This window comes from Bordetella genomosp. 4 (genome assembly GCF_002261185.1).
In the GTDB taxonomy this organism is placed as follows: Bacteria; Pseudomonadota; Gammaproteobacteria; order Burkholderiales; family Burkholderiaceae_B; genus Bordetella_A.
The window spans coordinates 78,222-105,151 of the sequence record NZ_NEVQ01000009.1 but is presented as its reverse complement, the minus strand read 5'-3'; the positions used below and the strand labels follow the sequence as shown (position 1 = coordinate 105,151).

At 60.5% G+C, this 26,930-nt stretch carries 24 protein-coding genes; 3 read left to right on the top strand and 21 right to left on the bottom strand.

Annotation, left to right across the window (positions count from 1 at the left end; all coding sequences use genetic code 11):
* Positions 1 to 154: 154 nt before the first annotated feature.
* Together ispF and CAL20_RS07205 are read right to left on the bottom strand one after the other, a co-directional pair.
* Positions 155 to 643: a 2-C-methyl-D-erythritol 2,4-cyclodiphosphate synthase gene (gene ispF, locus CAL20_RS07210; protein ID WP_094821452.1), complete on the bottom strand. Its 489-nt coding sequence runs from the start codon at positions 641 to 643 to the stop codon at positions 155 to 157.
* A gap of 38 nt (positions 644 to 681) precedes the next feature.
* Positions 682 to 1,467: an IspD/TarI family cytidylyltransferase gene (locus tag CAL20_RS07205; protein WP_094837507.1), complete on the bottom strand. Its 786-nt coding sequence runs from the start codon at positions 1,465 to 1,467 to the stop codon at positions 682 to 684.
* Positions 1,468 to 1,496: 29 nt separating this feature from the next.
* Between CAL20_RS07205 and mfd the strand changes: the two genes are divergently transcribed.
* Both mfd and serB read left to right on the top strand, forming a co-directional pair.
* Positions 1,497 to 4,958, top strand: coding sequence for a transcription-repair coupling factor (mfd, locus tag CAL20_RS07200; protein WP_094837506.1), 3,462 nt, complete (start codon positions 1,497 to 1,499; stop codon positions 4,956 to 4,958).
* A 139-nt stretch (positions 4,959 to 5,097) separates the two neighbouring features.
* Positions 5,098 to 5,955 carry a phosphoserine phosphatase SerB gene (gene serB / locus CAL20_RS07195; RefSeq protein ID WP_094821455.1) on the top strand — a complete coding sequence of 286 codons (858 nt, stop codon included), beginning with the start codon at positions 5,098 to 5,100 and terminating at the stop codon, positions 5,953 to 5,955.
* 937 nt (positions 5,956 to 6,892) lie between these two features.
* Here the strand turns inward: serB and CAL20_RS07190 are convergent.
* The 16 genes from CAL20_RS07190 to CAL20_RS07115 form a co-directional block, all read right to left on the bottom strand.
* Positions 6,893 to 7,216 carry a DUF2818 family protein gene (locus CAL20_RS07190; protein ID WP_094821456.1) on the bottom strand — a complete coding sequence of 108 codons (324 nt, stop codon included), beginning with the start codon at positions 7,214 to 7,216 and terminating at the stop codon, positions 6,893 to 6,895.
* A 61-nt stretch (positions 7,217 to 7,277) separates the two neighbouring features.
* On the bottom strand, positions 7,278 to 8,762 hold the full coding sequence (nuoN, locus tag CAL20_RS07185; RefSeq protein ID WP_094821457.1) for an NADH-quinone oxidoreductase subunit NuoN: 1,485 nt from the start codon (positions 8,760 to 8,762) through the stop codon (positions 7,278 to 7,280).
* Between the two features lie 9 nt (positions 8,763 to 8,771).
* Entirely contained in the window at positions 8,772 to 10,274 is a 1,503-nt protein-coding gene (locus tag CAL20_RS07180) for an NADH-quinone oxidoreductase subunit M (RefSeq protein WP_094837505.1), read from the bottom strand.
* Positions 10,271 to 12,313: an NADH-quinone oxidoreductase subunit L gene (gene nuoL / locus CAL20_RS07175; protein ID WP_094837504.1), complete on the bottom strand. Its 2,043-nt coding sequence runs from the start codon at positions 12,311 to 12,313 to the stop codon at positions 10,271 to 10,273. Before nuoL ends, CAL20_RS07180 begins: the two co-directional genes overlap by 4 nt.
* A gap of 17 nt (positions 12,314 to 12,330) precedes the next feature.
* Entirely contained in the window at positions 12,331 to 12,639 is a 309-nt protein-coding gene (gene nuoK / locus CAL20_RS07170; protein WP_094821460.1) for an NADH-quinone oxidoreductase subunit NuoK, read from the bottom strand.
* Positions 12,636 to 13,283, bottom strand: a complete 648-nt coding sequence (locus CAL20_RS07165; RefSeq protein WP_094837503.1) for an NADH-quinone oxidoreductase subunit J — start codon at positions 13,281 to 13,283, stop codon at positions 12,636 to 12,638. Before CAL20_RS07165 ends, nuoK begins: the two co-directional genes overlap by 4 nt.
* 17 nt (positions 13,284 to 13,300) lie before the next feature.
* Complete coding sequence (gene nuoI / locus CAL20_RS07160) at positions 13,301 to 13,789, bottom strand: NADH-quinone oxidoreductase subunit NuoI (RefSeq protein WP_094821462.1); 489 nt, start codon at positions 13,787 to 13,789, stop codon at positions 13,301 to 13,303.
* A gap of 21 nt (positions 13,790 to 13,810) precedes the next feature.
* On the bottom strand, positions 13,811 to 14,884 hold the full coding sequence (nuoH, locus tag CAL20_RS07155; RefSeq protein ID WP_094837502.1) for an NADH-quinone oxidoreductase subunit NuoH: 1,074 nt from the start codon (positions 14,882 to 14,884) through the stop codon (positions 13,811 to 13,813).
* Position 14,885: 1 nt separating this feature from the next.
* A complete protein-coding gene (nuoG, locus tag CAL20_RS07150; RefSeq protein WP_094837501.1) occupies positions 14,886 to 17,213 on the bottom strand; it encodes an NADH-quinone oxidoreductase subunit NuoG in 2,328 nt (775 codons plus the stop codon).
* A 15-nt stretch (positions 17,214 to 17,228) separates the two neighbouring features.
* Positions 17,229 to 18,596, bottom strand: coding sequence for an NADH-quinone oxidoreductase subunit NuoF (nuoF, locus tag CAL20_RS07145; protein ID WP_094821465.1), 1,368 nt, complete (start codon positions 18,594 to 18,596; stop codon positions 17,229 to 17,231).
* The gene (gene nuoE, locus CAL20_RS07140) at positions 18,593 to 19,087 is read right to left on the bottom strand and encodes an NADH-quinone oxidoreductase subunit NuoE (RefSeq protein ID WP_094821466.1); all 495 of its coding nucleotides are present in this window, start codon (positions 19,085 to 19,087) and stop codon (positions 18,593 to 18,595) included. Before nuoE ends, nuoF begins: the two co-directional genes overlap by 4 nt.
* A 40-nt stretch (positions 19,088 to 19,127) precedes the next feature.
* Positions 19,128 to 20,384, bottom strand: a complete 1,257-nt coding sequence (locus tag CAL20_RS07135) for an NADH-quinone oxidoreductase subunit D (protein WP_094821467.1) — start codon at positions 20,382 to 20,384, stop codon at positions 19,128 to 19,130.
* A 3-nt stretch (positions 20,385 to 20,387) separates the two neighbouring features.
* Positions 20,388 to 21,020 carry an NADH-quinone oxidoreductase subunit C gene (locus CAL20_RS07130; RefSeq protein WP_094821468.1) on the bottom strand — a complete coding sequence of 211 codons (633 nt, stop codon included), beginning with the start codon at positions 21,018 to 21,020 and terminating at the stop codon, positions 20,388 to 20,390.
* Between the two features lie 65 nt (positions 21,021 to 21,085).
* A complete protein-coding gene (locus CAL20_RS07125) occupies positions 21,086 to 21,562 on the bottom strand; it encodes a NuoB/complex I 20 kDa subunit family protein (protein ID WP_006217960.1) in 477 nt (158 codons plus the stop codon).
* 34 nt (positions 21,563 to 21,596) lie between these two features.
* Entirely contained in the window at positions 21,597 to 21,956 is a 360-nt protein-coding gene (locus CAL20_RS07120; RefSeq protein WP_094821469.1) for an NADH-quinone oxidoreductase subunit A, read from the bottom strand.
* A gap of 282 nt (positions 21,957 to 22,238) precedes the next feature.
* The gene (locus CAL20_RS07115; RefSeq protein ID WP_094821470.1) at positions 22,239 to 23,342 is read right to left on the bottom strand and encodes a porin; all 1,104 of its coding nucleotides are present in this window, start codon (positions 23,340 to 23,342) and stop codon (positions 22,239 to 22,241) included.
* A gap of 357 nt (positions 23,343 to 23,699) precedes the next feature.
* On the opposite strand from CAL20_RS07115, the gene CAL20_RS07110 reads away from it, so the two are divergent.
* The gene (locus tag CAL20_RS07110; protein WP_094837500.1) at positions 23,700 to 24,161 is read left to right on the top strand and encodes a PaaI family thioesterase; all 462 of its coding nucleotides are present in this window, start codon (positions 23,700 to 23,702) and stop codon (positions 24,159 to 24,161) included.
* Here the strand turns inward: CAL20_RS07110 and CAL20_RS07105 are convergent.
* From CAL20_RS07105 to CAL20_RS07095, 3 genes are all read right to left on the bottom strand, one after another.
* Positions 24,093 to 24,863 carry a phosphatase PAP2 family protein gene (locus CAL20_RS07105; RefSeq protein ID WP_094837499.1) on the bottom strand — a complete coding sequence of 257 codons (771 nt, stop codon included), beginning with the start codon at positions 24,861 to 24,863 and terminating at the stop codon, positions 24,093 to 24,095. The two genes, CAL20_RS07110 and CAL20_RS07105, sit on opposite strands and share 69 nt — an antisense overlap.
* Positions 24,864 to 24,933: 70 nt before the next feature.
* A complete protein-coding gene (locus CAL20_RS25760; protein WP_254924057.1) occupies positions 24,934 to 25,926 on the bottom strand; it encodes a metallophosphoesterase family protein in 993 nt (330 codons plus the stop codon).
* Between the two features lie 17 nt (positions 25,927 to 25,943).
* Positions 25,944 to 26,897, bottom strand: coding sequence for a diacylglycerol/lipid kinase family protein (locus CAL20_RS07095; protein ID WP_094821473.1), 954 nt, complete (start codon positions 26,895 to 26,897; stop codon positions 25,944 to 25,946).
* Positions 26,898 to 26,930: the final 33 nt, after the last annotated feature.

Genomic DNA, 26,930 nt, shown 5'->3' with positions numbered 1-26,930 from the left:
CGTAGGGGCCGGACGAGGTGAGCGACGCGGTGTCCGGCGCCCGCGCGCCGGACCGACTTTGTGAAGCCCGGCCGGGCCGATTGCCTCGGCTCGACGACCATTAGAACCCCACCATCCCCCCAAGAACACCCCTTTTAACCCCGCAAACCCGCTCTCACCCCTCTCGAGCCAGCAACACCACCACCGTAGCGGCAATCCCTTCTTTACGCCCCAGATACCCCAGCCCTTCGTTGGTTTTGGCTTTGATGTTGATCACATCCGCCTCAACCCCCACATCCGCAGCGATATTCGCCACCATCGCGGCCGCATGAGGGCCGATTTTCGGCGCCTGGGCATGAACGGTAGCGTCGATATTCACCGGCACCCAGCCAGCCGCGCGAATTTTGGCAACAGCATCCCGCAATAGCACACGACTGTCGGCGCCCTTATAAGCAGGATCCGTATCTGGGAAATGCCGCCCGATGTCGCCCAATCCAGCCGCCCCGAGCAACGCATCCGTCACCGCATGCAGCAACACATCCGCATCCGAATGCCCCTGCAAGCCGTGCGTGTGCGGGATCGTGACGCCGCCGATAATCAAAGGCCGGCCCGTCACCAAAGCATGCACGTCAAAGCCCTGACCGACTCGGAAAGGAAAACTCATTCAATACTCCAAAAAGCTTGCTGCCCAAAGGGAGCGTCTCAAAGCCATTTTCCCATCAATTCGAAATCATCCGGCCAGGTCACCTTGAAATTGCGCAACGAGCCAGGCACCAGCAAAGGAGCATGGCCCGCCGCCTCAATGGCCGAGGCCTCGTCAGTGACGATCACACCCGCGGATTGCGCACTCGCCAACGCGGCGTGCAGCAGGCCTGCGCGGAACATTTGGGGAGTCTGCGCCAGCCACAACCCGTCGCGATCGAGCGTCGCACGCACACGGGGCTCTGCAGGCGTGGAATCGACACCAGAGGCATTACTGCCTCCCGTGGGTCTCGACGATGCATTGACGGTAGATTGGCCTCCCAGAGCCCCGCTATCGAACCTGCGTTGCGATTTCACGGTATCGGCCACGGGCAACGCCAGCAGCCCTCCCACCGCGTCAGACAGACACGTATCAATCAGACGGGCCAAAGCCTGCGCAGGCAAGCCAGGACGCGCCGCATCGTGGACCAGCACCCAATCATCACCTGCCACGCCGCTGTCAGCCAACGCCGCCGCCACCGTCTCAGCCCGCGTAGGGCCGCCACACGGCCGGCAGACGGTGCGAGGCAAGCCGGCCAGGGCTTCAGCGGCCCAGCTATCCTCGGCAGACACCGCCACTCGCACTTGGGCAATACGGGCGTCCGCCAGCAACGCCTGCACCGCGTGGCGCAGCATAGGCTGCCCCGCAATCAGGCGATATTGCTTGGGCGGACCCGATTCACCGGCCCGTGCAGCACGCTGGCCGACGCCGGCGGCAGGAACAATTGCAATTAGAGAGTCAGTCATGGCCGAGAGATTTTATAATCTTCCGCCTGATGTCTGATTCCTCACTCCTCGATGCGGCCTCGCGGATCCCCGCCACTGCCGCCACATTGTCCGCCCTGAAAGCCGGCACCCGCTACGCGCAGCCGCGTCCGCCAGGCTCGGCCGACGCATGGCTATTGGCCGACCTCGCCCGGCAAAGCGGCCGGCCGCTTGTCGTGTTGACGGCGGCGCCCCTGGAGGCACAGCGGCTCGCCGACGAGATTCCCCAGTTCGCGCCCGATCTGCGGGTCCGGCAATTGCCCGACTGGGAAACGCTGCCGTACGACGCGTTCTCGCCCCATCAGGATTTGGTGTCGGAACGCCTGCACACCCTGCATGCCCTTATGCAGCATACGGTCGATGTGCTGCTCGTGCCCGTCACGACCGCCCTGTATCGCCTGGCCCCGCCCTCATTTCTGGCTGCCTATACGTTTTCGTTCAAGCAGAAAGACAAACTGGACGAGGCCGCGCTTCGCGCCCAACTGACATTGGCAAACTACGCCCACGTGACCCAGGTCACGGCGCCCGGGGAGTTCTGTCTACGCGGCGGGCTGATCGATCTGTTCCCCATGGGGTCGGCAGTACCCTACCGGCTCGACCTGTTTGACGACGAAATCGAGTCCATACGCAGCTTTGACGTCGATACGCAGCGCAGTCTGTACCCTGTGCGCGAGGTGCAGTTGCTGCCGGGGCGCGAGTTTCCGATGGACGAGGAATCGCGCAACCGGTTCCGGGCACGTTTTCGCGAGGAATTCGAGGGCGACCCGTCGCGCGCCCTGCCCTATAAAGACATCGGCAACGGCATCGCTTTTGCCGGTGTCGAGTATTACCTCCCGCTGTTCTTTGACGAGACTGCAACGCTATTTGACTATCTGCCGACCGATGCAATTACCGTCACATTGGGCGATATCGAAGAGGCGATCCAACGATTCAGTCAGGACACCAGCACCCGTTATACCTTTCTGAAAAGCGACCGCGAACGTCCCGTACTGCCGCCCTCGGCGCTGTTTCTGGACAGCGAGGGATTGCATGGCCGATTCAAGGCGTTTCCGCGCCTGGCATTGACCGAGGGCGCGCCGCATCCGGATTTCTCCACCGCGCCCAACGTCAGCATCAGCCGCCGCGCCGAAGACCCCATCGCTCGTCTGCGTGCCTTGTTGGCGCGGGGCGAATCGCGCGTCTTGCTGTGCGCAGACTCGGCAGGCCGGCGCGAAACGCTGGCGCAAATGCTGACCGAGTTCGACCTGCCGCCCGATGCGCAGCCAGAATCCCTGCAGGAATTTCTCGTCTCTCAGTCCTCTTTTGCCCTGATCGCGGCGCCACTGTCCGCGGGCTTTGGCATTCCTTCGGCCGAACTGCTGTTTCTCACCGAGAACGATCTGTACCCGGGCAATGCTGGTGCGACGCGGCGGGGCCGCCGTGACCAGGAACGCACCAGCAACGTCGAAGCCATGGTGCGGGATTTGTCCGAGCTGCGTGCTGGCGACCCGGTCGTACACGCGCAGCACGGCATCGGGCGATACCACGGCCTGATCAACATGGACATGGGCGACGGCGAGATGGAATTCCTGCATCTCGAATACGCCAACGGCAGCACGCTATACGTGCCCGTATCTCAGCTGCATGTCATCGCGCGCTATAGCGGCGCCGACCCCGAGGCCGCACCGCTGCACCAGCTGGGATCGGGCCAATGGGACAGGGCTCGACGCAAAGCCGCCCGCCAGGTGCGCGACACTGCCGCCGAACTATTGGCGCTCTACGCGCAACGCGCGGCACGCGAAGGCTATACCTTCAACCTGCCCATCAACGACTACGAAGCCTTTGCCGAAGGCTTTGGCTTTGACGAAACGCCCGATCAAGCTGCCGCCATCCAGGCCGTCATCAGCGACATGACCTCGGGCCGCCCGATGGATCGCCTGGTCTGCGGCGACGTCGGCTTCGGCAAAACCGAAGTCGCGCTGCGTGCAGCCTTTCTGGCCGTGGCGAATGGCAAACAAGTGGCTCTGCTCTGCCCGACGACACTGTTGGCCGAACAGCATGCCCAGACCTTTGCCGACCGCTTTGCCGATTGGCCTGTGCGCGTGGTCGAGCTCTCGCGTTTCCGGTCATCAAAAGAAGTCGCCGATGCCATCACAGGCATCAACGATGGACGCGTCGACATCGTGATCGGCACGCACAAGATCCTGTCTAAAGACGTACGTTTCAAGCGCCTGGGCCTGGTCATCATCGACGAAGAACACCGCTTTGGCGTGCGCCAGAAAGAGGCGCTGAAGGCCCTGCGCGCCGAGGTCGACGTCCTGACGCTGACCGCCACGCCCATCCCCCGCACGCTGGGCATGTCGCTCGAAGGCATACGCGATTTCTCAGTCATCGCCACCGCGCCGCAAAAGCGTCTGGCGATCAAGACCTTTGTCCGGCGCGAAGACGGCAGCACCATACGGGAAGCCCTGCTGCGCGAACTCAAGCGTGGCGGTCAAGCCTATTTCCTGCACAACGAAGTCGAGACCATCCACAACCGCCGGGCGCGCCTCGAAGAACTCGTGCCCGAAGCCCGCATCGCCGTCGCGCACGGCCAGATGCCTGAACGCGAGCTGGAACAGGTGATGAAGGGCTTTTACCAGCAGCGCTTTAACGTCCTGCTGTGTACTACCATCATCGAAACCGGCATTGACGTGCCCAGCGCCAACACCATTGTCATCCATCGCGCCGATCGTTTCGGCCTGGCTCAATTGCACCAGTTGCGTGGCCGAGTCGGGCGCTCTCACCATCAGGCTTATGCTTATCTGCTGACGCCTGGCGAAGACGCGATTACCTCCAACGCCAAAAAACGCTTGGAAGCGATTCAGGCGATGGAAGAACTGGGCTCTGGTTTTTATCTCGCCATGCACGACCTGGAGATCCGCGGCACCGGTGAAGTCCTGGGCGAATCGCAATCGGGCAACATCCACGAAATCGGCTTCTCGATGTACAACGAAATGTTGAACGAAGCCGTACGCGCGCTCAAGGCGGGCGAAGAGCCCGACTTGGATGCGCCGTTCAACCTGGCGTGCGAGGTTAATCTGCATGCCCCGGCACTGCTGCCATCCGACTATTGTGCGGACGTGCACGCACGTCTGGCGATCTACAAACGTCTATCGCACGCCGAGGACGAAGACGACCTGATCCGCATTCAGGAAGAGCTCATCGACCGCTTTGGCAAACTGCCCGAGGCCGCACAGGTACTGCTGACCACCCATCGATTGAGATTGGCGGCGCAACCGCTGGGCATCATCAAGATCGATGCCAGCGAAAACCAGGCACTGATCCAGTTCGGCCCCAAAACCACGGTCGACCCCGCACGGATCATCGAACTCATACAAAAGCAGCGTCACATCAAACTGGCCGGCCCGGACAAACTGCGTATCGAGTTCACCGTCGTCAAAGTTTCCACGCGTGCCGATGCCGTACGTGCGGTGCTGCGCTCATTAAAATAGCCCATGCGTGCCACCGAACTCGATCAAACACCCTTTGCATGGCGCTGAAAATGCGCCTGCAAAATAGCCTCTTTCATGTCCGCGTTATGCTTTGAGCAGCATCGCCACGCACCGGCCCCTCACCGACACACTTTCCGCCATGTCCACCACTCATCTCGTCATTCAATCCCCGGCGCTCGGCGCTGCCCAGGTCGAACAATTAGCGGCCCTGGCACACGCTCAAGGCGTCGTCCATCTCAGCGCCACAGCCTCTCGTCTATTGGACGTATCGCAAGACGCCGACGTACGCGCGCAGGTCACGGCCTGGGGAGAACAACATGGCGTCGACACGGCGTTCGTACCTGCCGGCGTCCGTCTGTCGCAATGCAAAGTATTGGCGATGGACATGGATTCCACGCTGATCAACATCGAGTGCATCGACGAAATCGCCGGCGTCGCGGGAGTCAAACCCAAAGTCGCCGAGATCACCGAGGCTGCAATGCGGGGCGAAATCAAGGACTTCTCCGAAAGCCTGCGTCGCCGGGTAGCCTTGCTGGAGGGGACGCCGGCATCGGCGCTGGAACAGGTTTATGCAGACAAACTGCGTCTGAATCCCGGTGCGGAGCAATTGATATCCACAGCACAGGCGGCTGGGATCAAGGTGCTATTAGTGTCTGGGGGATTCACGTTCTTTACGGAACGCCTGCGCCAACGCCTGAACCTCGATAGCGCATATGCCAACACCCTGGAAATCAAAGACGGCGTGCTGACTGGCAAAGTGCTCGGCGATATTCTGGATGCCGATGCCAAACTGATGCACCTGCGGACCTTCGCGCAGACATACGGGGCGACGTCGGATCAGATCATTGCTCTGGGAGATGGGGCGAATGATCTCAAGATGCTAGGGTTTGCGCGCTATGCCGTTGCTTACCGGGCCAAGCCTATTGTGCGGCAGCAGACGCCTTATGCGTTGAATGTGGCGGGGCTGGATGGGGTGCTGAATTGGTTTGAAGGTTGATGGGGGTTCGGGTGTGATGGGTTTGGTGCTATTGGACGTCGATGCGGGGCAGCGGCTGCGTGGGGGCTTCACGTGGCCGGTCCGGCGCCCTGCGCGCCGGACACCGTGTTCGCTCACCTCGTCCGCGCCTGCGCGCTCCCTACGGTGTCCGCTCCACTCGGCCACGAGGCGCCCCCACGCAGCCACTGCTCCGCATCGACTCGCAGTAACTCAAGCTCATCACATCGCTGGCACGACTTTCTTGCTTGGCATTTTTCTGTGTCAGCCTGGGTGAAGAGAAAGATCTTGCAGGGCTGCGATGACCGGGTGCCCTGCACACCCGGTCATCGCGTTCGGGATCTGCATGCACAGGCTGTGGCACCGTTGCCGGGCAAAAGATCTCTCGAGTCACATTGACGTAATGCCACGCATGGCACTCGTTGTAATGCCATCAGGATGAGCGCAAATCACGTCCGCGGCGATGAACTCTGATTCAGAGCACGGACATGCTACGGATACACCGCCGGAAAAACTGCCCTACGCATCATCGCCGCAAGCATCAAACGCAGCCAAGCAGATCTTCCGATCAGGCATGACGCCACCCCGTCGCATGCCCGGACCGATCGCTTGAGGTAGGCGCGCAGGGCGCCTGCCGAAAGCAGCACTGCAAGATCTTTCTCTCTACCAACGCGGCCGCAGAAAAACGCCAAGCAAGAAAGTCGTGCCAGCGATGCAGAGAACTCTAATTGCTGCCAGTCGAGCCGAGGCAATCGGCCCGGCCGGGCGCCTCAAAGTCGAGTGGAGCGGACACCGTAGGGAGCGCGCAGGCGCGGACGAGGTGAGCGAACACGGTGTCCGGCGCCCGCGCGCCGGACCGACTTTGTGAAGCCCGGCCGGGCCGATTGCCTCGGCTCGACGACCATTAGAACCCCACCATCCCCGCAACGAAGACGCTCTTTCAGCCCCGCAAAACCGGATGCCGCTTAAACAGATACCGAAACACAAACCCCGGATACCCCAGCACCAGATACAGACTAAAAGTGATCGCGTAAAACTCCCACCCCTGCGCAAACGGATTGCCCAACGCCGCTTCAAAAGCAAACCCCAGGCCCATCACAATTGCGTAATACAGCAAGAGCTCAACCATACGCAGCCAGAACGGCTTGACTACGGCGCCCCGTTTCCACGGCAGCACCGTCAACACTCGCTCAGTCAAAAACGGTAAATTCGCGCTGACTAAAGCAAGAGCGATGAGCAGCCAAACAGCCAAGGTCTGGTTCATGACCATCCCTCCATCGTGTTCGACTGCGTCACCGCCCTATTACGCACAGGTATCGCCTACCTCACAGACCCAGCGAGGTCTGAATCGCGTGCACGCACAACGCCATCAAGCCACCAGGCAAAATGCCCAGGACCAGGATCAATGCGCTATTGACCGACAACACACCGCAATGGCCGCAAGGTGCTGCGATCTTGCCAGCATCAGCGGCCGGCTCGTCGAAATACACCACCTTAACGACACGCAGATAGTAGAACGCGCCGATCAGCGAGAACACCACCGCCACCACAGCCAGCCACACGTAGCCGGCATCGACCAGCACTTGCAGCACAGCCAGCTTGGCGTAGAAGCCCACCATCGGAGGAATGCCCGTCAGCGAGAACATCAACAGCAGCAGCAATGCTGCATGCCACGGGCTGCGGCGGTTCAGGCCCTTGAGGTCATCGATCTGCTCGCACTCAAAACCCTGACGCGACAACAGCAGAATCATGCCGAAAGTGCCCAGCGTGGTCAGCACATAGATCAGCATGTAAAACAGCGACGCACCGTAGGCATTGGCCGATGCATCCGGCTTGCCTGCCACGACACCCGACATCAGCCCCAGCAGCACGAAGCCGACATGCGAAATCGTGGAGTACGCCAGCATACGCTTGAAGTTCGTCTGAGCGATAGCAGTCAGGTTGCCAATGGCCAGCGACAGAATCGCCAGAATCATCAGCATCGGTTGCCAATCGGCAGCCAGACCATGCAGGCCTTCGACCAGCAAGCGCAGCGTAATCGCAAATGCGGCCAGCTTCGGTGCAGCGCCCAGTATCAGCGTCACAGCAGTCGGAGAACCTTGGTAAACGTCAGGCACCCACATATGGAACGGTACTGCGCCCAGCTTGAACGCCAGACCCGCAACCAGGAACACCACGCCGAACACCAGCGCCATATTTTCCTGTTTGCCTGCTGCGATGACATTGGAAATCTCGACGATGTCCAGATGGCCGGTCGCCCCGTACACCATGGACATGCCGTACAGCAGGAAACCCGAGGCCAACGCGCCCAGCACGAAATATTTCATGGCGGCTTCGGTGGCAACCACATCGTCGCGACGCAGCGCGATCAGGGCATACAGGGCCAGAGACATCAGTTCCAGGCCCAGATACACGCTGATCAGGTTACCCGCCGAGATCATCACCATCTGGCCCAACAGGGCCATCAGCGACAACACATACAGCTCGCCACCGCGCAGCATGTCGCGGACTTGCGCGTAAACGCGGCCGTAAATCAGCGTAACGGCAACGGCAATGTACGACGCGACCTTGAGCAGGTGCGACAGATTGTCGGCCACATACAGGCCGTTAAACGTACGACCGACCGTGCCGTTTTTCCATTGCAGCAACGAGACGACGGTCACCACGCCCAACGCCAGCAGCGTCAGCACAAAAGTGGGTTTGCGCTCGGGATGGCTGCTGACCGCATCGATCAGCAAAATCGCCAGACCGAAAATCAGCAACAGAATCTCGGGCGTAGCCAGGGCGAAATCAATGTGAGATTGCATCATGAGTCAGTCTTACAGTTTCGAGATGGCAACGTGTTGCAGCAGGGCCTCGACCGAAGCATGCATGACGTCGGTAAAGGGCTTGGGATAGATACCCATGTACAACACAGCGATAGCCATCACGCCGAGAATCAGGAATTCGCGGCCGTTGATATCGGTGAGTTCACGCACATGGTCGTTGGCGATATCGCCAAAGGCCACGCGCTTGACCATCCACAGCGAGTACGAGGCACCCAGAATCAGCGCCGTCGCAGCCAGCAGACCGATCCAGAAGTTGTGCTCGACCGCACCCATGATGACCATGAACTCGCCTACGAAACCGCTCGTGGCAGGCAAGCCGCTATTGGCCATGGAGAACAGCACAAAGAACGTCACAAAACGCGGCATGACGTTGATTACCCCGCCATAGTCCGCAATGCGCCGCGAGTGCATGCGGTCATACAGCACCCCGATACACATAAACATCGCGCCCGACACGAAGCCGTGCGAAATCATCTGCACGATCGCGCCCTCGACACCGGCGGTGTTGAAGATGAAAAAGCCCAGCGTCACAAAGCCCATGTGCGCCACGGACGAATACGCGACCAGCTTTTTCATGTCGTCTTGCACGATGGCGACGAGACCGATATAGATCACCGCAATCAGCGACAGCGTGATCATCAGGCCAGCCAGGCTATGCGAGGCGTCCGGTGCGATCGGCAACGAAAAACGCAGGAAACCGTAGGCGCCGAGCTTGAGCATGATCGCTGCCAGCACGATCGAGCCGCCGGTGGGCGCCTCGACGTGGGCGTCCGGCAACCAGGTGTGCACCGGCCACATCGGCACCTTGACCGCGAAAGCCGCAAGCAAGGCCACAAAGATCAGAATCTGCGGCGTGTAGCCCAGTTTGACTTGGTGCCAAGTCAGGATATCGAACGAGCCGCCGGAAACGTTCCACAGATAGATGAACGCCACCAGAGTCAGCAACGAGCCCATCAAGGTGTACAAGAAGAACTTGAACGCAGCGTAGACGCGGTTCGGGCCGCCCCATACCCCGACGATGATGTACATCGGGATCAGCGTGGCTTCGAAGAACACGTAGAACAGCATGCCGTCCAGCGCCACGAACACACCGACCATCAGGCCCGAGAGGATCAGGAAGGCGGCCATGTACTGCGACACGCGGCTGGTGATGACCTCCCAGCCTGCCAGCACCACGATGATGGTGATGAAGGCGGTCAGCAGCACGAACCACATCGAGATACCGTCGATACCCAGGTGGTAATTGACGTTGAAGGCTTCGATCCAGGAGGCCTTTTCGACGAACTGCATGGCGGCCGTCGAAGAATCAAAACCGGTGTACAGCGGAATCGTGACCAGAAAGCCCGCAATCGCGCCAATCAAAGACAAGCCACGTGTCAGCCCAGGCCGGTCATCGCGGCCCAGGGCCAGCACCAGCAGGCCGAATACGATCGGAACGAAGATCGCAAGCGTTAGCGAGGGAAAAGTGTTGGATGCCATGTCGCTTGCCGTCATTGGGGAATCAGCACAAAGAAAGTAATCAGAGCCATGATGCCGATGATCATCGCGAACGCGTAGTGATAGATATAACCGGACTGCAGATGACGGCTGATCGCAGCCACCCAGCCGACCACACGAGCGCTACCGTTGACCAGCAAGCCATCGATCAAGCCGCGGTCACCACGTTGCCACAGGCCATAGCCCAGGCAGCGTGCGCCGCGCGCAATGATCTGTTCGTTGATCCAGTCGACGAAGTACTTGTTCTCAAGCACTTTGTTAACACCCGACAAGCTGGATTTGATCGCAGCCGGCACCTTGGGATTGATCAGGTAGCAGTACCAGGAGATCACCGCACCGGCGACCACCAGCCAGAACGGCAGGGTCTGGAACGCGTGCATACCGAAGGCCACCCAGCCATGCCATTCTTCGTGCAGTTCGTGCATGGCAGGATGCTGCGGCAGCACCTTGATCACGCCGTCGAAGAAACTGCCGAACAGCATCGGATCGACCACCCAGGCGCCGATCAGCACCGAAGGAATAGCCAGCAACACCAGAGGCAGCGTTACGACCCATGGGGATTCGTGCGGCGTGCCGCCGTGATGGCCATGATCGTCATGACCATGGCTGTGATCGTCGTGGCCATGGGCGTCGTGACCATGCGCGTGACCGTGGCCGCTCGTATCGAAGCGTTCTTTGCCGTGGAAAACCAGGAAATACACGCGGAACGAGTACAACGAAGTCACGAACACGCCAATCAAGGTTGCGTAATAAGCGAAGGTGGCGCCCCATACATGAGCGGCACCCGCTGCCTCGATGATGTGTTCCTTGGAGTAGAAACCCGAGAAGAACGGCGTACCGACCAAGGCCAGCGTCCCCAAGAGGAATGTGATCCAGGTAATCGGCATGTACTTGCGCAAGCCACCCATGTTGCGGATGTCCTGATCGTGGTGCATGCCGATAATCACCGAACCTGCCCCCAGGAACAGCAGCGCCTTGAAGAACGCGTGCGTCATCAAGTGGAAGATCGCGACCGAGTAGGCCGAGGCGCCCAGCGCCACCGTCATGTAGCCGAGCTGCGACAGCGTCGAATACGCCACCACGCGCTTGATGTCGTTTTGGATGATGCCCAGGATACCCAGGAACAATGCGCCGATCGCGCCGATCACAATGATGAACGACAGTGCCGTATCCGACAGCTCGAACAACGGCGAGAAACGCGCCACCATAAAGATGCCGGCGGTCACCATGGTGGCCGCGTGGATCAGCGCCGAGATCGGCGTCGGGCCTTCCATCGAGTCGGGCAGCCAGGCATGCAGCGGCACCTGAGCCGATTTACCCATTGCGCCGATGAACAGGCAGATACATGCCACCGTCAACAGCATCCAGTCGGTGCCGGGCAGCGTTTGAGCAGCCAGCGTGTCAGCCTGTGCAAACACCTCGCCATAGTGCATGGTGCCGGCGTAGGCAAACAGCAGGCCGATCCCCAGCACGAAACCGAAGTCACCGACACGGTTGATGAGAAAGGCCTTCATGTTGGCGAAAATCGCCGTCGGACGGGTGTACCAGAAACCGATCAGCAGGTACGACACCAGGCCCACGGCTTCCCAACCGAAGAACAGCTGAACCATGTTGTTGGACATGACCAGCATCAACATCGAGAACGTGAACAGCGAGATGTACGCGAAAAAGCGTTGATAGCCAGGATCATCTGCCATGTAGCCGATGGTGTAGATGTGCACCATCAAGGACACAGAGGTGACCACCACCATCATCATGGCCGACAGCGGATCGATCAGGAAACCGATCTCGAGCTTGGTCTGGCCGATCAGGCTCCAGGTATAGACGGCGCCGTCAAAGGTATGGCCGTTGAGCACATCGCGCAGCACGATCACCGACCCGATCGCGGAGATCAACACCCCCAGGATGGTGATGACGTGCGAACCGCGGCGGCCGATCGGCCGGCCCAGGAACCCGGTGCCGAACAGCCCGGCGAGGATCGCACCGGCCAAGGGGGCCAGCGCGATCAGCAAGTACAGATTGGGTGAACTAGACATTTTCTTCCAATACCCCGTCAGCCCTTCAGGCGATCGAGTTCGTCAACGTTGATCGTGTTCAGGTTACGGAACAGCAGCACCAAAATCGCCAGACCGATGGCGGCCTCAGCAGCAGCCACCGTCAGGATGAAGAACACGAACACCTGGCCGGCGGTATCGCCGAACCAGCTGGAAAACGCCACGAAGTTCATGTTGACGGCCAGGAGCACCAGCTCGATGGACATCAGCAGGATGATCAGGTTGCGGCGGTTCAGGAAGATGCCGAAGATGCCGATGGCGAACATGATCGCCCCCAGCACCAGATAGTGAGCCAGCGTCAACGTCATTGTTTTTCTCCTTGGGCGCCGTCGGCCGGCGGGGCAGCGCGGCCCTGGGCACGGTCGCTCTGTGCGGGCATGCTGACCAGACGGAAACGGTCTTTGGCGCGCACGCGCACGGCGGCGGCGGGGTCGTTGTACTTGGCGTCGCGACGGCGGCGCAGCGTCAGCGAGATGGCGGCGACCATACCGACCAGCAACAACGCGGCGCCGACTTCGACGGCGTACACGTACTGCGTGTACATCGCCTCGCCCAGGGCACGGCTGTTGTTGTAGTCGCCGGCAGTCACGGCCTGCGGGCCCGCGCCATACCAGGTGCTGGCCAGCACAAAGGACATTTCAAGCACCAGCACAACACCGATGATCAGCCCCAGCGGCAGATAGGTCTTGAGCCCGCCGCGCAAGGCATCGATACGGATATCGAGCATCATGACCACGAACAGGAACAGGACCATCACGGCGCCGACGTACACGAGCACCAGCAGCAGCGCCAGGAACTCGGCTCCGAGCAGCATCCACAGCATGGCGGCGTTGGCGAACGCCAGGATCAAATGCAGTACGGCAGTCACCGGGCTGCGCGCCGTGATGACGCGGAACGCGGCGATCACCAGGACCGCAGACAGTATGTAGAACAGGACAGTGGTAAAAGTCATGAGTCAGACCTTGGGCGTCAACGGTATGGCGCGTCTTCGGCCCGGCGGCGGGCGATTTCGGCTTCGTAGCGGTCGCCGACGGCGAGCAGCATGTCTTTGGTGAAATAAAGGTCGCCGCGCTTTTCACCGTGGTATTCGTGAATGTGGGTTTCCACAATCGAATCCACGGGGCAGCTTTCCTCACAGAAACCGCAGAAAATGCACTTGGTCAGATCGATGTCGTAGCGCGTGGTGCGGCGGGTGCCGTCGTCACGCACGTCCGATTCGATCGTGATGGCCAAGGCCGGACATACGGCTTCGCATAGCTTGCAAGCAATGCAGCGCTCTTCCCCATTGGGATAGCGGCGCAACGCGTGCAAGCCACGGAAACGCGCCGACGTCGGCGTTTTTTCCATCGGATAACGCAAGGTGACCTTGCGTTTGAAAAAGTACTTGCCCGTCAGGCGCATGCCCTTGAGCAACTCGGCCAGCATCAGGCTGCCGAAGAAATCTTTGATCGCTTCCATATCCTGCCTCAGCTTGACGCGTTAACGCCAAATGTTCCAGGGCGTCTGCATCCAGATCGCCACCACGACCAGCCACACGCCGGTCAGCGGGATGAAAATTTTCCAACCCAACCGCATGATCTGGTCATAGCGGTAACGCGGGAACGACGCGCGGAACCACACGAACAACGACACCACGCAGAATGTCTTCAGGCCCAGCCACAACCAACCCGGAATCCAGGTCAGCGGAGCAATGTCGATAGGCGGCATCCAGCCCCCCAGGAACATGATCGATGCCATCGCGGACAACAGGATCATGTTGGCGTATTCGCCCAGGAAGAACAGCGCAAATGCCATACCGGAGTATTCGACCATGTGGCCGGCCACGATTTCCGATTCGCCTTCGACCACGTCGAACGGGTGGCGGTTGGTTTCGGCCACGGCCGAAATCACATAGATCACGAACAGCGGCAACAGCGGCAGCCAGTTCCACGACAGGAACGTCAGGCCGCGCTCGGCAAACCAGCCGCGGCTCTGCCCCATCACGATCTCGGACATGTTCAGGCTGCCGGAAACCAGCAACACCGTCACCAGCACAAAACCGATGGCCAGTTCATAGGACACCATTTGCGCCGAAGCCCGCAGCGCGCCCAGGAAGGCGTACTTCGAGTTCGACGCCCAGCCTGCCACGATCACGCCATACACCCCGATGGAGGTGATTGCCATCACGTAGAGCAGACCAGCGTTGACGTTGGCCAGCACGACTTCGGGTCCGAACGGCACGACCGCCCAGGCAGCCAAGGCCGGCATCAGCGTCACGACCGGCGCCACGACGAACAAGATCTTGTTGGCCTGCGTGGGAACGACGACTTCTTTGGTGAGCAGCTTGAACACGTCGGCAAACGGCTGCAGCAAGCCCCGGAAACCGACACGGGTCGGGCCCAGACGGACGTGCATCCAGCCGATCATCTTGCGTTCCCAGTACGTGAGGTAAGCCACGCACAAAATGATGGGAACCGCGATGACGACGATCTTGATGATCGTCCAGATCACCAGCCAGGCCGTCGGGCCCAGCAAGGCCTGACCGTGGCTTTCAAGAGTATTGAGCCATTCCATGTCAGGCACGCTCCACGCTGATTTCACCGAATGCGCCACCCAGGGCGGCGGTTTGTTCGAAGGCCGCGGCAATGCGGACCGAGCGATCGGCCACAGCATCATCCTGGACGGTTTCAAGCTCGACCGAACCGGCCGCACCGGTCACGCGAACCTTGACGCCGGCGGCCAGACCCAGCCCGGCCAGCGTGGCGCCGTTCATGCGCGCCGTGGGCGCCTGCGACGCGGGTGCGTCTTGCAGGGGCCCCGAACGGCGCACGATGGCGTCGGTACGATAGATCGGCACATCAGTCACACGCTCGAGCGACGTAGCGACCTGGCCCAGGCCGCGCGGGGCCTTGATCTCGTTGGACAGACGGCCCTCGATGCCACCGGCCAGCGCCGTGTCTCGCACCGACTCGGAGGTCTCGTCGTCAAAGCCCGGCAGTTGCAGCACATTGCCCAGCACGCGCAGGACTTTCCAGCCCGGACGCGTCTGACCCAACGGGGTGACCGTGCCCTTGAAACTCTGCGGCAGGCCCTGGGCGTTGACAAAGGTGCCCGAGGTTTCGGTAAACGGCGACACGGGCAGCATGACGTCGGCCCAATCCTCGGCGGACGACGCGTACGGCGTGAGCGCAACAGCGAACTCGGCGGCACGCAATGCAGCCACGGCCTGCGGACCGTTGTCGGCATCCAGAGAGGGCTCTGCATGCAGCACGATGTAGGCCTTGAGCGGCTCGGCCAGCATGGCAGCGGCAGTCTTGCCGCCCTGCCCCGGTACAGCGCCGGCCAGATAGCCACCCACCGTATTGCCGCCGGCAGTCAGGAAACCAAAACGCGCGCCGGCGATATCGGCGATGCTGCGCGCGTTGGCGGCCAACAGCGAGGCCTGCGGCGATGCGACGGCCATATTGCCCATCAATACAGCGACATTGCTGCCCGAGGCCAGGCTCGCAGCGATAAGCTTGGCGTTCTCGTCCGGCGTCACCGAGGCGAACTCGGCAGGCACGGATTGCCCTTTAGCTTGAGCCAGCGCCACTGCGACCTGGGCCAGCGCCAACGGCAGACCGGACGGCGCAACCGTGATGCGGCCGGCCACCGGCAGCAGCGGATCGTCTGCAGCGCTGTCGACCAGCAATACTTGCGTGCCGCGTTTGGCAGCCTGACGCAGGCGCTGCGCCATCAGCGGATGATCTTTGCGCAGGAACGAACCGACCACCAGCACACGATCCAGCGAATCCAGATCGGCAATCGGCATGCCTAGCCACGGCGCGCCCGACAAGGCAGCGTCGAAGCTCGCGTCGGTCTGACGCAGGCGGAAATCGATGTTTTCCGAACCCAGGGCGCGCACGAGGCGGCCCAGCAAGGCGAATTCTTCGGTCGTGGCGTACTCGGCAGCCAAGGCGCCGATCTGGCCCGCACCGTGGCTATCACGTACGCGCGACAGGCCTTGGGCGACAGCTTGCAGCGCATCGGCCCAGGAGGCCTCCTGCCACTTGCCGTCCGCGCCCTTGATCATGGGAGCAGTCAGACGATCGCCGCTGTTCAGACCCTCGTAGGAAAAGCGATCACGGTCGCTGATCCAGCATTCGTTGATGGCCTCGTCCTCGAAAGGCACGACGCGCATGGCGCGCTCGCCCTTGACCTGCACCACCAGATTGGCGCCCAGGCTGTCGTGCGGGCTGACCGTACGGCGGCGCGCCAATTCCCAGGTGCGGGCGGTGTAGCGGAACGGCTTCGAGGTCAACGCACCGACGGGACAGAGGTCGATCATGTTGCCGGAGAGTTCCGACTCGACCGAGCGGCCCACAAACGTCGTGATCTCGGAATGCTCGCCACGGCCCAGCATGCCCAGTTCCATCACGCCGGCGATTTCCTGGCCAAAGCGCACGCAACGGGTGCAGTGGATACAACGCGACATTTCCTCGGCCGACACCAGCGGGCCGAGATCCTTGTGAAAGACTACGCGCTTTTCTTCGCGGTAACGCGAGGAAGAACCGCCGTAGCCCACGGCCAGATCCTGCAACTGGCACTCGCCGCCCTGATCGCAGATCGGGCAATCGAGCGGGTGATTGATCAGCAGAAATTCCATGACCGATTTCTGCGCGGCCTTGGCTTTTTCTGAGCAGGTGTGCACCACCATGCCGTTCGTGGCCGGCGTAGCGCAGGCGGGCAGCGCCTTGGGCGCTTTTTCCACTTCAACCAGGCACATGCGGCAGTTGGCCGCGATGGACAGTTTCTTGTGGTAGCAGAAATGGGGCACATACAAGCCGATCTTCTGGGCCGCATGCATCACCATGCTGCCCTCGGGGACTTCGACCTGATTGCCGTCGACGGTTAATTCAACCATTGCTGTTCCTGAGACCTACAGATAGTGCGGAACCACACACGACTTGTGCTCGATGTGGTGCGCGAATTCGTCGCGATAGTGCTTGAGAAAGCCGCGTACCGGCATAGCGGCAGCGTCACCCAGTGCGCAGATGGTGCGACCCATGATGTTGCCGGCCACGTTATCGAGCAGATCGAGATCTTCCTTGCGACCTTGGCCGTGCTCGATGCGATGCACCATGCGGTAGAGCCAGCCCGTGCCTTCGCGGCAGGGGGTGCATTGACCGCAGCTTTCTTCATAGTAGAAATACGACAGCCGCAGCAGCGATTTCACCATGCAGCGGGTTTCGTCCATGACGATCACCGCACCCGAACCCAGCATGGACCCGGCCTTGGAGATCGAGTCGTAGTCCATCGTGGTGTCCATCATGATGTCGGCAGGCAGCACGGGCGCGCTCGAACCACCGGGAATCACGGCCTTGAGTTTTTTGCCGCCACGCATGCCGCCAGCCAATTCCAGCAGCTTGGGGAACGGCGTGCCCATCGGGATCTCGTAGTTGCCCGGACGCTCGACGTCGCCCGAGATCGAGAACAGTTTGGTACCACCGTTATTGGGCTTGCCGACTTCGAGATAGGCCTGGCCGCCATTGCGGATGATCCAGGGCACCGCCGCGAAAGTCTCGGTGTTGTTGATGGTGGTGGGCTTACCGTACAGACCAAAGCTGGCCGGGAACGGCGGCTTGAAACGCGGCTGGCCCTTTTTGCCTTCGAGGGACTCGAGCAACGCGGTTTCTTCGCCGCAGATGTAGGCACCATAGCCATGGAAGGCATGCAGCTGGAAGCTGAAATCGGAGCCGAAAATCTTGTCGCCGAGGAAACCGCCGGCGCGGGCTTCTTCCAGAGCCTCTTCGAAGCGCTGATACACCTCGAAGATCTCGCCATGGATATAGTTGTAGCCCACGCTGATACCCATGGCATAGGCGGCAATCGCCATGCCTTCGATCACGATATGCGGGTTAAAGCGCAGGATGTCGCGATCCTTGAACGTGCCGGGTTCGCCTTCGTCGGAATTGCACACCAGGTATTTTTGGCCTGGGAATGCGCGCGGCATGAAGCTCCATTTCAGACCCGTCGGGAAACCTGCGCCGCCACGGCCACGCAGACCCGAGGCCTTGACCTCGGCGATCACGTCCTCGGGTTTCATGCCCGTGGTCAGGATCTTGCGCAGCGCCTCGTAGCCGCCGCGTTTGACGTAGTCCTGCAGGCGCCAGTTGCTGCCATCGACATCCGCCATGATTTGCGGCGAAATGTGACGGCCGTGCAGGCACATGGAATTCGACAGATCGTTCAGCGGGTTGGGATCCAGCCCCTGAGCCAGCTTTGTGTACAGATCGGGCGCGTTCATGCCGATTCTCCTTGCGCTTTCAGGCCTTGGACCAGCGCGTCGAGTTTTTCTTCGGTCATACGCACACACATATGTTTGTTGTTGACCAGCAGCACGGGCGAATCACCGCAAGCTCCCATGCACTCGCCTTCGACCAGCGTGAACAGGCCGTCGGGGGTAGTTTCACGGAACTCGATACCCAGCTTGCGCTTGAGGAAATCGCCCGCCTTTTCGCCATCGCGCAAGGCACAGGGCAAGTTCGTGCACACGGAGATCTTGTGCTTGCCTACGGGCCGGGTGTCGAACATGTTGTAGAACGTGGCGACTTCCTGCACTGCGATAGGAGGCACGCCAATGTAATTGGCCACATCTTCGAGCACCTCGGGAGGGAGCCAGCCTTTTTCTTCTTGCGCGATGGCAAGCGAAGCCATGATGGCCGACTGGCGCTGGTCGCCCGGGAACTTGGCAAGTTCCCGATCGATTTTCTGATAGGCCTGTGCGGAAAGCAGCATAGTTTGAATCCGGGTTATGCGGGGCGGTCGGGCTGAGGGATCAGCGGTCGATTTCGCCGAAAACGATATCCTGCGTGCCGATGATGGTGACGGCGTCGGCGATCATGTGACCGCGGGCCATCTCATCGAGCGATTGCAAATGGGCAAATCCTGGCGCCCGAATCTTCAGGCGGTAAGGCTTGTTGGCGCCGTCGGACACGAGATAAATGCCGAATTCGCCTTTGGGGTGCTCCACCGAGGCGAAAGCTTCGCCAGGAGGAACGTGAAAACCTTCGGTGAAGAGCTTGAAGTGGTGAATCAGCTCTTCCATGTTGGTTTTCATGTTGGTACGGCTGGGCGGAGCGACCTTGTGGTTCTCGATCATGACCGGACCAGGATTGTTACGCAGCCACTCCACGCACTGGCGAATGATGCGGTTGCTTTCGCGCATTTCCGCCACGCGCACCAGATAACGGTCATAGCAATCGCCGTTCACCCCCACCGGGATGTCGAACTCGAGCAGATCGTAAACCTCGTACGGCTGCATCTTGCGCAAGTCCCAGGCCACGCCCGAACCGCGCAACATCGGACCGGTAAAGCCCAGAGCCTTGGCGCGGTCGGGATCGACCACGCCAATACCGACCAGACGCTGTTTCCAGATACGGTTGTCGGTCAACAGCGTTTCGTATTCATCGACGCACGCCGGGAACCGGTTGGTGAAGTCCTCGATGAAATCCAGCAGCGAACCCGAGCGCGCATCGTTCATGATGCGCAGGTCTTTTTCACCGCGATATTTGCTGCTCTCGCCGTATTGCGGCATGGTGTCCGGCAAATCGCGATACACACCGCCCGGCCGGTAATAGGCCGCGTGCATACGTGCCCCCGAGACCGCCTCATAGCAGTCCATCAGGTCTTCGCGTTCGCGGAAGGCATACAGGAACACCGCCATGGCGCCCACGTCCAGAGCGTGCGAGCCCAGGGACATCAGGTGGTTGAGCAGACGCGTGATCTCGTCGAACATGACACGGATGTATTGCGCGCGCAGAGGCGGCTCGACACCCAGGAGCTTTTCGATGGCCATGACATAGGCGTGCTCGTTGCACATCATGGACACGTAGTCCAGGCGATCCATATAGGGCAGCGCCTGAATGAAAGTCTTGTGCTCAGCGAGTTTTTCCGTGGCGCGATGCAGCAAGCCAATGTGAGGATCGGCGCGCTGAATCACTTCGCCATCGAGCTCCAACACCAGACGCAGCACACCGTGCGCGGCCGGGTGTTGAGGACCGAAGTTCAGAGTGTAGTTCTTGATTTCTGCCATGATTTAACGCCCCATGCCGTAGGAGTCTTCGCGTACGACACGCGGGGTGATTTCACGAGGATCGATGGTGACCGGCTGGTACACCACGCGGCGCTGTTCCGGGTCGTAGCGCATTTCGACGTTGCCCGACAGGGGGAAGTCTTTGCGGAAAGGGTGACCGATGAAACCGTAGTCGGTCAGGATGCGGCGCAGATCGGGATGGCCTTCGAAAACGATGCCATACAAGTCGAAGGCCTCTCGTTCGAACCAGTTCACGCCCGGCCAGCAAGGGATCAACGAAGCCACAATGGGGAACTCGTCATCGGGGGCATACGTACGCACCCGCAGGCGCCAGTTGTGCGTGATGGACAGCAAGTGCACCACCACTGCATAGCGCAGGCTCGGCGCGCCGCCGGCCGCATTTTCCGATTCGAGTTGACGGCTGCCGTTACCCCAGGTCAGGTAATCAACGCCGCACAGATCGATACAGGTTTCGAAGCGCAGGCTGGCATCCGTACGCAGCTTGTTGCAGACCGTGATCCATTGATCGGCCGGCACCTCGAGCGTGAGCTCGCCATATGCCTCGGTCAGGGCGATATCCGCCCCCAACGCAGCCTGCAGGTTATGTTTCAGGGTTTCGAGCCTGGTCATCGTCATGTCGCTTAGGTAAACCGATATGCTGACGGCACCGCCCGCGCACTACATCGCGCGGCGGAATGCAGTCAGCGGGCAATAGTGTTGGTCAGTCGGATCTTGTTCTGCATTTGCAGCAGACCATAGACCAATGCTTCGGCCGTAGGCGGACAGCCCGGCACGTAAACATCGACCGGCACAATACGATCACAACCACGCACCACCGAGTACGAATAGTGGTAGTAACCACCACCGTTCGCACACGACCCCATGGAAACCACCCAGCGCGGCTCGGGCATCTGGTCGTAGACCTTGCGCAGCGCGGGCGCCATCTTGTTGCACAGCGTGCCGGCCACGATCATCAGATCGGACTGGCGGGGACTGGGGCGGAAAATGATGCCGAATTGATCCAGGTCGTAGCGCGCCGCACCGGCGTGCATCATTTCCACCGCACAACAGGCCAGACCAAAGGTCATGGGCCACATGGAGCCGGTTTTTGCCCAGTTGAGGAACTTGTCGGCACTGGTGGTGATAAAGCCTTGCTTAAGGATGCCGTCTATAGCCATAGTTGTCTCTGATAGCGTGCAGGAGAGCCTTGGGTCATTCCCAATCCAGCGCGCCCTTTTTCCATTCGTAGATGAAGCCGACCGTCAGAATCGCCAGAAAGACCATGACAGTCCAGAAACCGACGAGACCAACCGTGCCATGAGCAATCGCCCACGGGAACAAAAAGGCGATTTCGAGATCGAACAGAATGAAGAGGATGGCTACCAGGTAGTAGCGCACATCGAACTTCATACGAGCGTCTTCGAAGGCCTCAAAACCGCACTCATAGGCTGAAAGCTTTTCAGCATAGGGGCGGCGAGGCCCCAAGAGCGAACCCGCCGTCAACAGCGCAAACCCGATCAGGGTAGCCACTGCGATAAACAGCAGGACGGGAAAATACTGTTGCAAGTTCATTTTGGCGTCCGTCAAATGCGCAAACCTTCAGATTGTAGCATTTGCAAAGTGACGATGCGCTGAACCCGGCCGCCCAAAAACAAGCCAAGCGCGAACAATAATGCTGTCGCGTCACGTCTGCGGTGCGCCACCCTCGCCGAGTGATCATTGTTTTATTTTAAGGCACCGCAACAGCAAGAAAACACCATGAAAAAAGCCGCCCCGAGAGGCGGCTTTTCATAAACAGACCAAAGGCCTGTTTATACGCAATCCATCGAAACGAGGCTTGCGCCTCGCAGTCGATTAGAAGCGGTGACGGATACCAACACCGACAGCGGTGCTCTTCACGTCATCCAAGAACGCGTAGTTCTTGATGTACGAACCGTAGGCGTACAGGTTGGTACGCTTGGACAGGTCGTAGGTGTAACCCAGCGAGAAGACGTTCATGGTTTCGTCGCCGCCAGTCAGCTTGTCGTTGCTGGGGTCAACCATTTGCCACGAACCGAACAGCTTCGAAGCACCACCGATGGGGGCGGTCAAACCGACCATGTAGGTGTTCGACTTGAAGCCATCAGCAAACATGTTGCTGCCCAGACCGTTTTGGCCCGGCAGGAACGACGTGCCGTTGATGCCTTGACCAGCGAACCAGCCGTCGGTGGTACGGCCGTAGGCCAACGCCAGTTTCACGACTTCGAAGTCGTACGAACCGCCGATGGCGTACATGCGAGGCTTGGCGTCTTCGTCCTCGTCGTGCGGAGCGCTCAGTTGGTCAAACGAGAACGCAACATTCAAAGGACCATTTTGGTAACGCAGACCAGCCGTGATAGCACGGGTGTTGTCGTTGGTCCGGAACGAGCTGTCGCTGTTGTCGTCAGCGTTGAACGAGTAGCCGACGCCCAATTGGAAGCCGCTGAACGACGGGGTTTGGTACAGAACCAGGTTGTCGTAGCGAACCGTGTTGGCAGCGCTCAGGCCGACACCGATGTTGGCTTGGTTGAAACCAGCGCCGAACGGGTCGATCGAACCGAAGTACTTGGACGAGATGTTGGTTTGACGGCCCAGGTCCAGACGGCCCCAGCTGTCGCTTTGCAGACCGATGGTGGCTTGACGACCGAACAGACGGCCGCCTTGAGCGGAGTTACCGTTGGAGGAGTTGAAACCGCTTTCCAGTTGGAAGACGGCTTGCAGGCCATCACCCAGATCTTCGGTGCCACGCAGGCCCCAACGCGAACCGTTCTGCACGCCATTGATCATGCCGACACGGCTACCGCTGTCCCAGCCGTCGCCCTTCACCTTGTTGTAGCCGATACCGGTATCGATGATGCCGTACAGCGTCACCGAGGTTTCTGCCTGGGCCACGCCGGCAAAGCCAGCGAGCAGGGCGGCAGCGAGCAGAGTCTTTTTCATTTAAGAAATCTCCGTTGATTTGAGTGACAAGGGCGCCTGGTTTTGCGAAGAACCTGCGCCCCCCTAACTCCGCGAAGGGAAGTTGACGCTATTGCATCAAAAAACCCTCGTACTGGCTACGGTTCTCCCCATAAAAGAGGGAGATCAATGCCCGAGATGTTGGGATACTGCAACACTCCCTGAACTCGGCTCAATTCATCTAAGTGTTTACCCTAAATTCCTGTGAGAACCAGCATTGGCGCGACCTGACGTCAAGCTGATGATTTGTCCGCCGGTCTGCTACGCTCCTTCTTTGGTAACGCGAAACAATAGTGGATACAGGTCTGCACAGACTGGAAACAACTCGCAGGAAACACCATGAGCGCTTGCACGGACCCAACGGCCGCCGCCCAGCCGCCACGCATCAGCGTGGCTGATTTTCAACGCCTGCTGGCGGAACAGCACCCATTTGCGGAAGTGCTGGGCATAGAAATTACCGACATTGGCTACGGCACGGCGCGCGCCGTCCTGCCCGCCCGGGACAGCCATCAACGGCTGGGCGGCATTGTCGCGGGCCCCATGTTGATGGGACTGGCCGATCTGGTGCTGTATGCGGCCGTGGTCGGCGCCACAGGTCAGGCCAACGCAGTGACTGCCAGCCTCACCATCAACTTTTTACGCAAGAGCCCGGCGGGCGCCATCATTGCCGACGCACGCCTGCTCAAAATCGGCAGAATGACGGCAGGCGAAGTGTTCCTGCACGGAGAACGCTCATCGGAGCCTGTGGCCCACATCGTCAGCACGTGGTCGGTACCAGCGTCTCATCATGCCCAGGCATAGTGACAGCCAAGCCAGACTCAAGGCAAAGCCGGCGATCACATCGCTCAGATAGTGCACCTGCAGCAGGACGCGGCTGACGCCGATTGCAGCGATCAGCGTCGCGCCGCCCACCAGACAGATACGATGCCAGCGCGACGGCACCATGCGCACGGCCAGATAGCAGGCGAATCCATATACTGCCATCGACGCTGAGGCATGCCCGCTGGGAAAGCTCCAACCCACCTCGTGGACATAGCCATGCACGTGCTCCGGGCGAATGCGCTGAAATGAATGCTTCATCGCCATATTCAGCAGCCCGCCGCCGCCCGTGACCACAGCGCAGAGCAGCGCCTGCGCGTACTCTCGCCGCCACAACAGCCATACTGTCAGGGCGACAGCTATCAAGGCGAGGAGATTGCGATTTCCCAGATAGGTGAACCAGGACAGCGTCCACAACAACGACGATGACATGGATTGCCCGAGTGCCGCAGCCAGCAGGCTGTCGAACCGGACCAACGGACTACCCAGGCTCATGGCAACTGCAATTACGAGAAAGACGGCCCCCGCGCCCATTGCCACTAACCAATACGGTCCTTCGCCGGACAGCGGCTGCTGGGCGTCATAGCGTCGGCTCAACCAGCAGACCACGCCACCAGCCGTCAGCGAGACGGCCAATAGAATCAACAAGGGATAGGCAGCGGCCCACTGCGCAGCTGTTTCCATACAACGTCAACGAAAAATCCGAAACATGAATGACGGCACACAAAGACTGCGGCCGGTCTGCGGCCAGATCTTATCCCGCGCCACGAGACCAATCCAAGGTCTGGCTATTGGCACGCGCAAACGCCCGGAGATCGGCGGCATAGTCCCAGCGCTGGATGATGCACTGATGCTGCCCCTGCCTGACCCCGTGTTCGATCAGATTGATCGAGTTTGAAATACCGCCCCGTACGCGTTGTGACACCGCCGTCCCGGCCTGCACTACCCAGGCGCGACGCCTGGCATCGGCAGCGCCCGGAGCGTCTGCGATATTCGACGCATTTGCATCCGAAACCTTGGTGGCCGCCACGCCACTCGACGCACCCGCGGCACTGGCAGCCTGCACTGTATCCGAGCCCGCCGGACCGTTCACTGCCGCCAGGGCGTGCGCCGATGCCGGCTCAGCCGCCAGACCAGGCGCTGCGACGGAGGGTTCGGAGGCGGGTAATACATATGGCAAATGAATGTGCCCACCCAATATGAGGTCCACACCCGCGTCGATCCAGGCCGGCACCGCCCACTCGCGCCCGATCAGCAGGTTGCTCTGATCGCTTTCCACTGCAGCCCGCACGGGATGATGCAACACGACCATTCTCAGGCAATCAGCACTCGACTTCTTGAGCCGCTGTACGACGCGATCCACCTGCCTGCGATCTACCTGGCCGTTTTTGTGCCGGCCCGGCCGGGTCGAATTGACTCCAATCGCCAAAAGCCCCGGCATTTCAACGGTCGGCTCCAGCACAGGGCCCATTGCCCGGCGATATCCTCCGTACGGATTCAGCCAGCGCGCCAGAACATTGAACAACGGAATATCGTGATTGCCCGGTACGGCCAATACCGGCCGCTGTAACGCCTGCACGAAGCGACGGGCCGCCGCAAACTGGGCACGCCGCGCGCGCTGGGTGATATCCCCACTCAGCAGAACCAGATCGGGCTGCCAGTCATTGGCCAGCCTCAACAGCGCCTGCACGACGGGTTCGCGCTCGGTACCGAAATGCGTGTCTGAAAGGTGCAGAATCCGTGTCATTGATATTCCGTCACCCCTCAGGCGCGCGCCGCGCGCAGTGACGGTGGAGGCACCAATAACTGCAGCGGCTGCTCCGAGACGCGAAATTCCAGCGGCGCATCGAGCCAATGGATTTCTCCGTCGAGGGCAACCTTGATGCGCCGCTTGCTTCGCGACAGGCGCACGGTCAGGTGTTCAAACCCAAAACTGAACACATGATCCGCGTCGCCCAGACGGCTGAGCCAGCCGCGCAATACCAGGCCATACAGAGCCCATGTGCCTACCGGCCGAACTCCCATCGCGACAAGCTGCCCCTGCTGCAACGCCGCAGCCTCGGCAATCCCGATCTGTTCCAACTGCAACTCGTTGTTACCCACGACGATCGTTGGCGTACGCAGCGTCCGTACGTGCCCTTCATGTTCAAGATGCACGGTCAGTTGGCGGTGCGCCCGTGCCAGGGTCACCAGCGCCGACCAGACCGCGACCAACCTGCTGCGCCCATATCGCCGCTTGTAAGCCTCGCGGTCTTCGAGCAATTGGGGATACAAACCGAGGCTGGCATTGATCAAGAACAGCCGGCCGTTGACCAGCCCGACCTGCGCCGGCTGCGGTTGTGCCGCCAGCAGACACCGGGTAGCCAGCTCGGTATCCTGGGCAATGCCATAGGTACGCCCGAAATAATTGAAGGTGCCCTGAGGCAAAATGCCGAACGGCAAGCCGCTGGCGAGCACGGCCTGGGCCACCGCGCTCAACGTGCCATCGCCGCCCGCCGCCACGACGATACCGCCCTGCTCGCGTGCGCGCGCGACAGCCTCTTGCGCCATGGCGGGCAACTGCCGGCCATCGTCAACCGGCATCAAGGTATAGCGGCGTCCCGCCTCGTCCAGCACCCTCTGGATGGTCGCTTGGACATCACTGGCGTCATCTCGGCCCGAGCCTGTGTTCAGCACAATGAAAAATGGCTCGTCGCCAGTCAAATGAAGAGGCTTCATGCGGCAAAGATAGCGCGCCACGCCCCCGGCAAG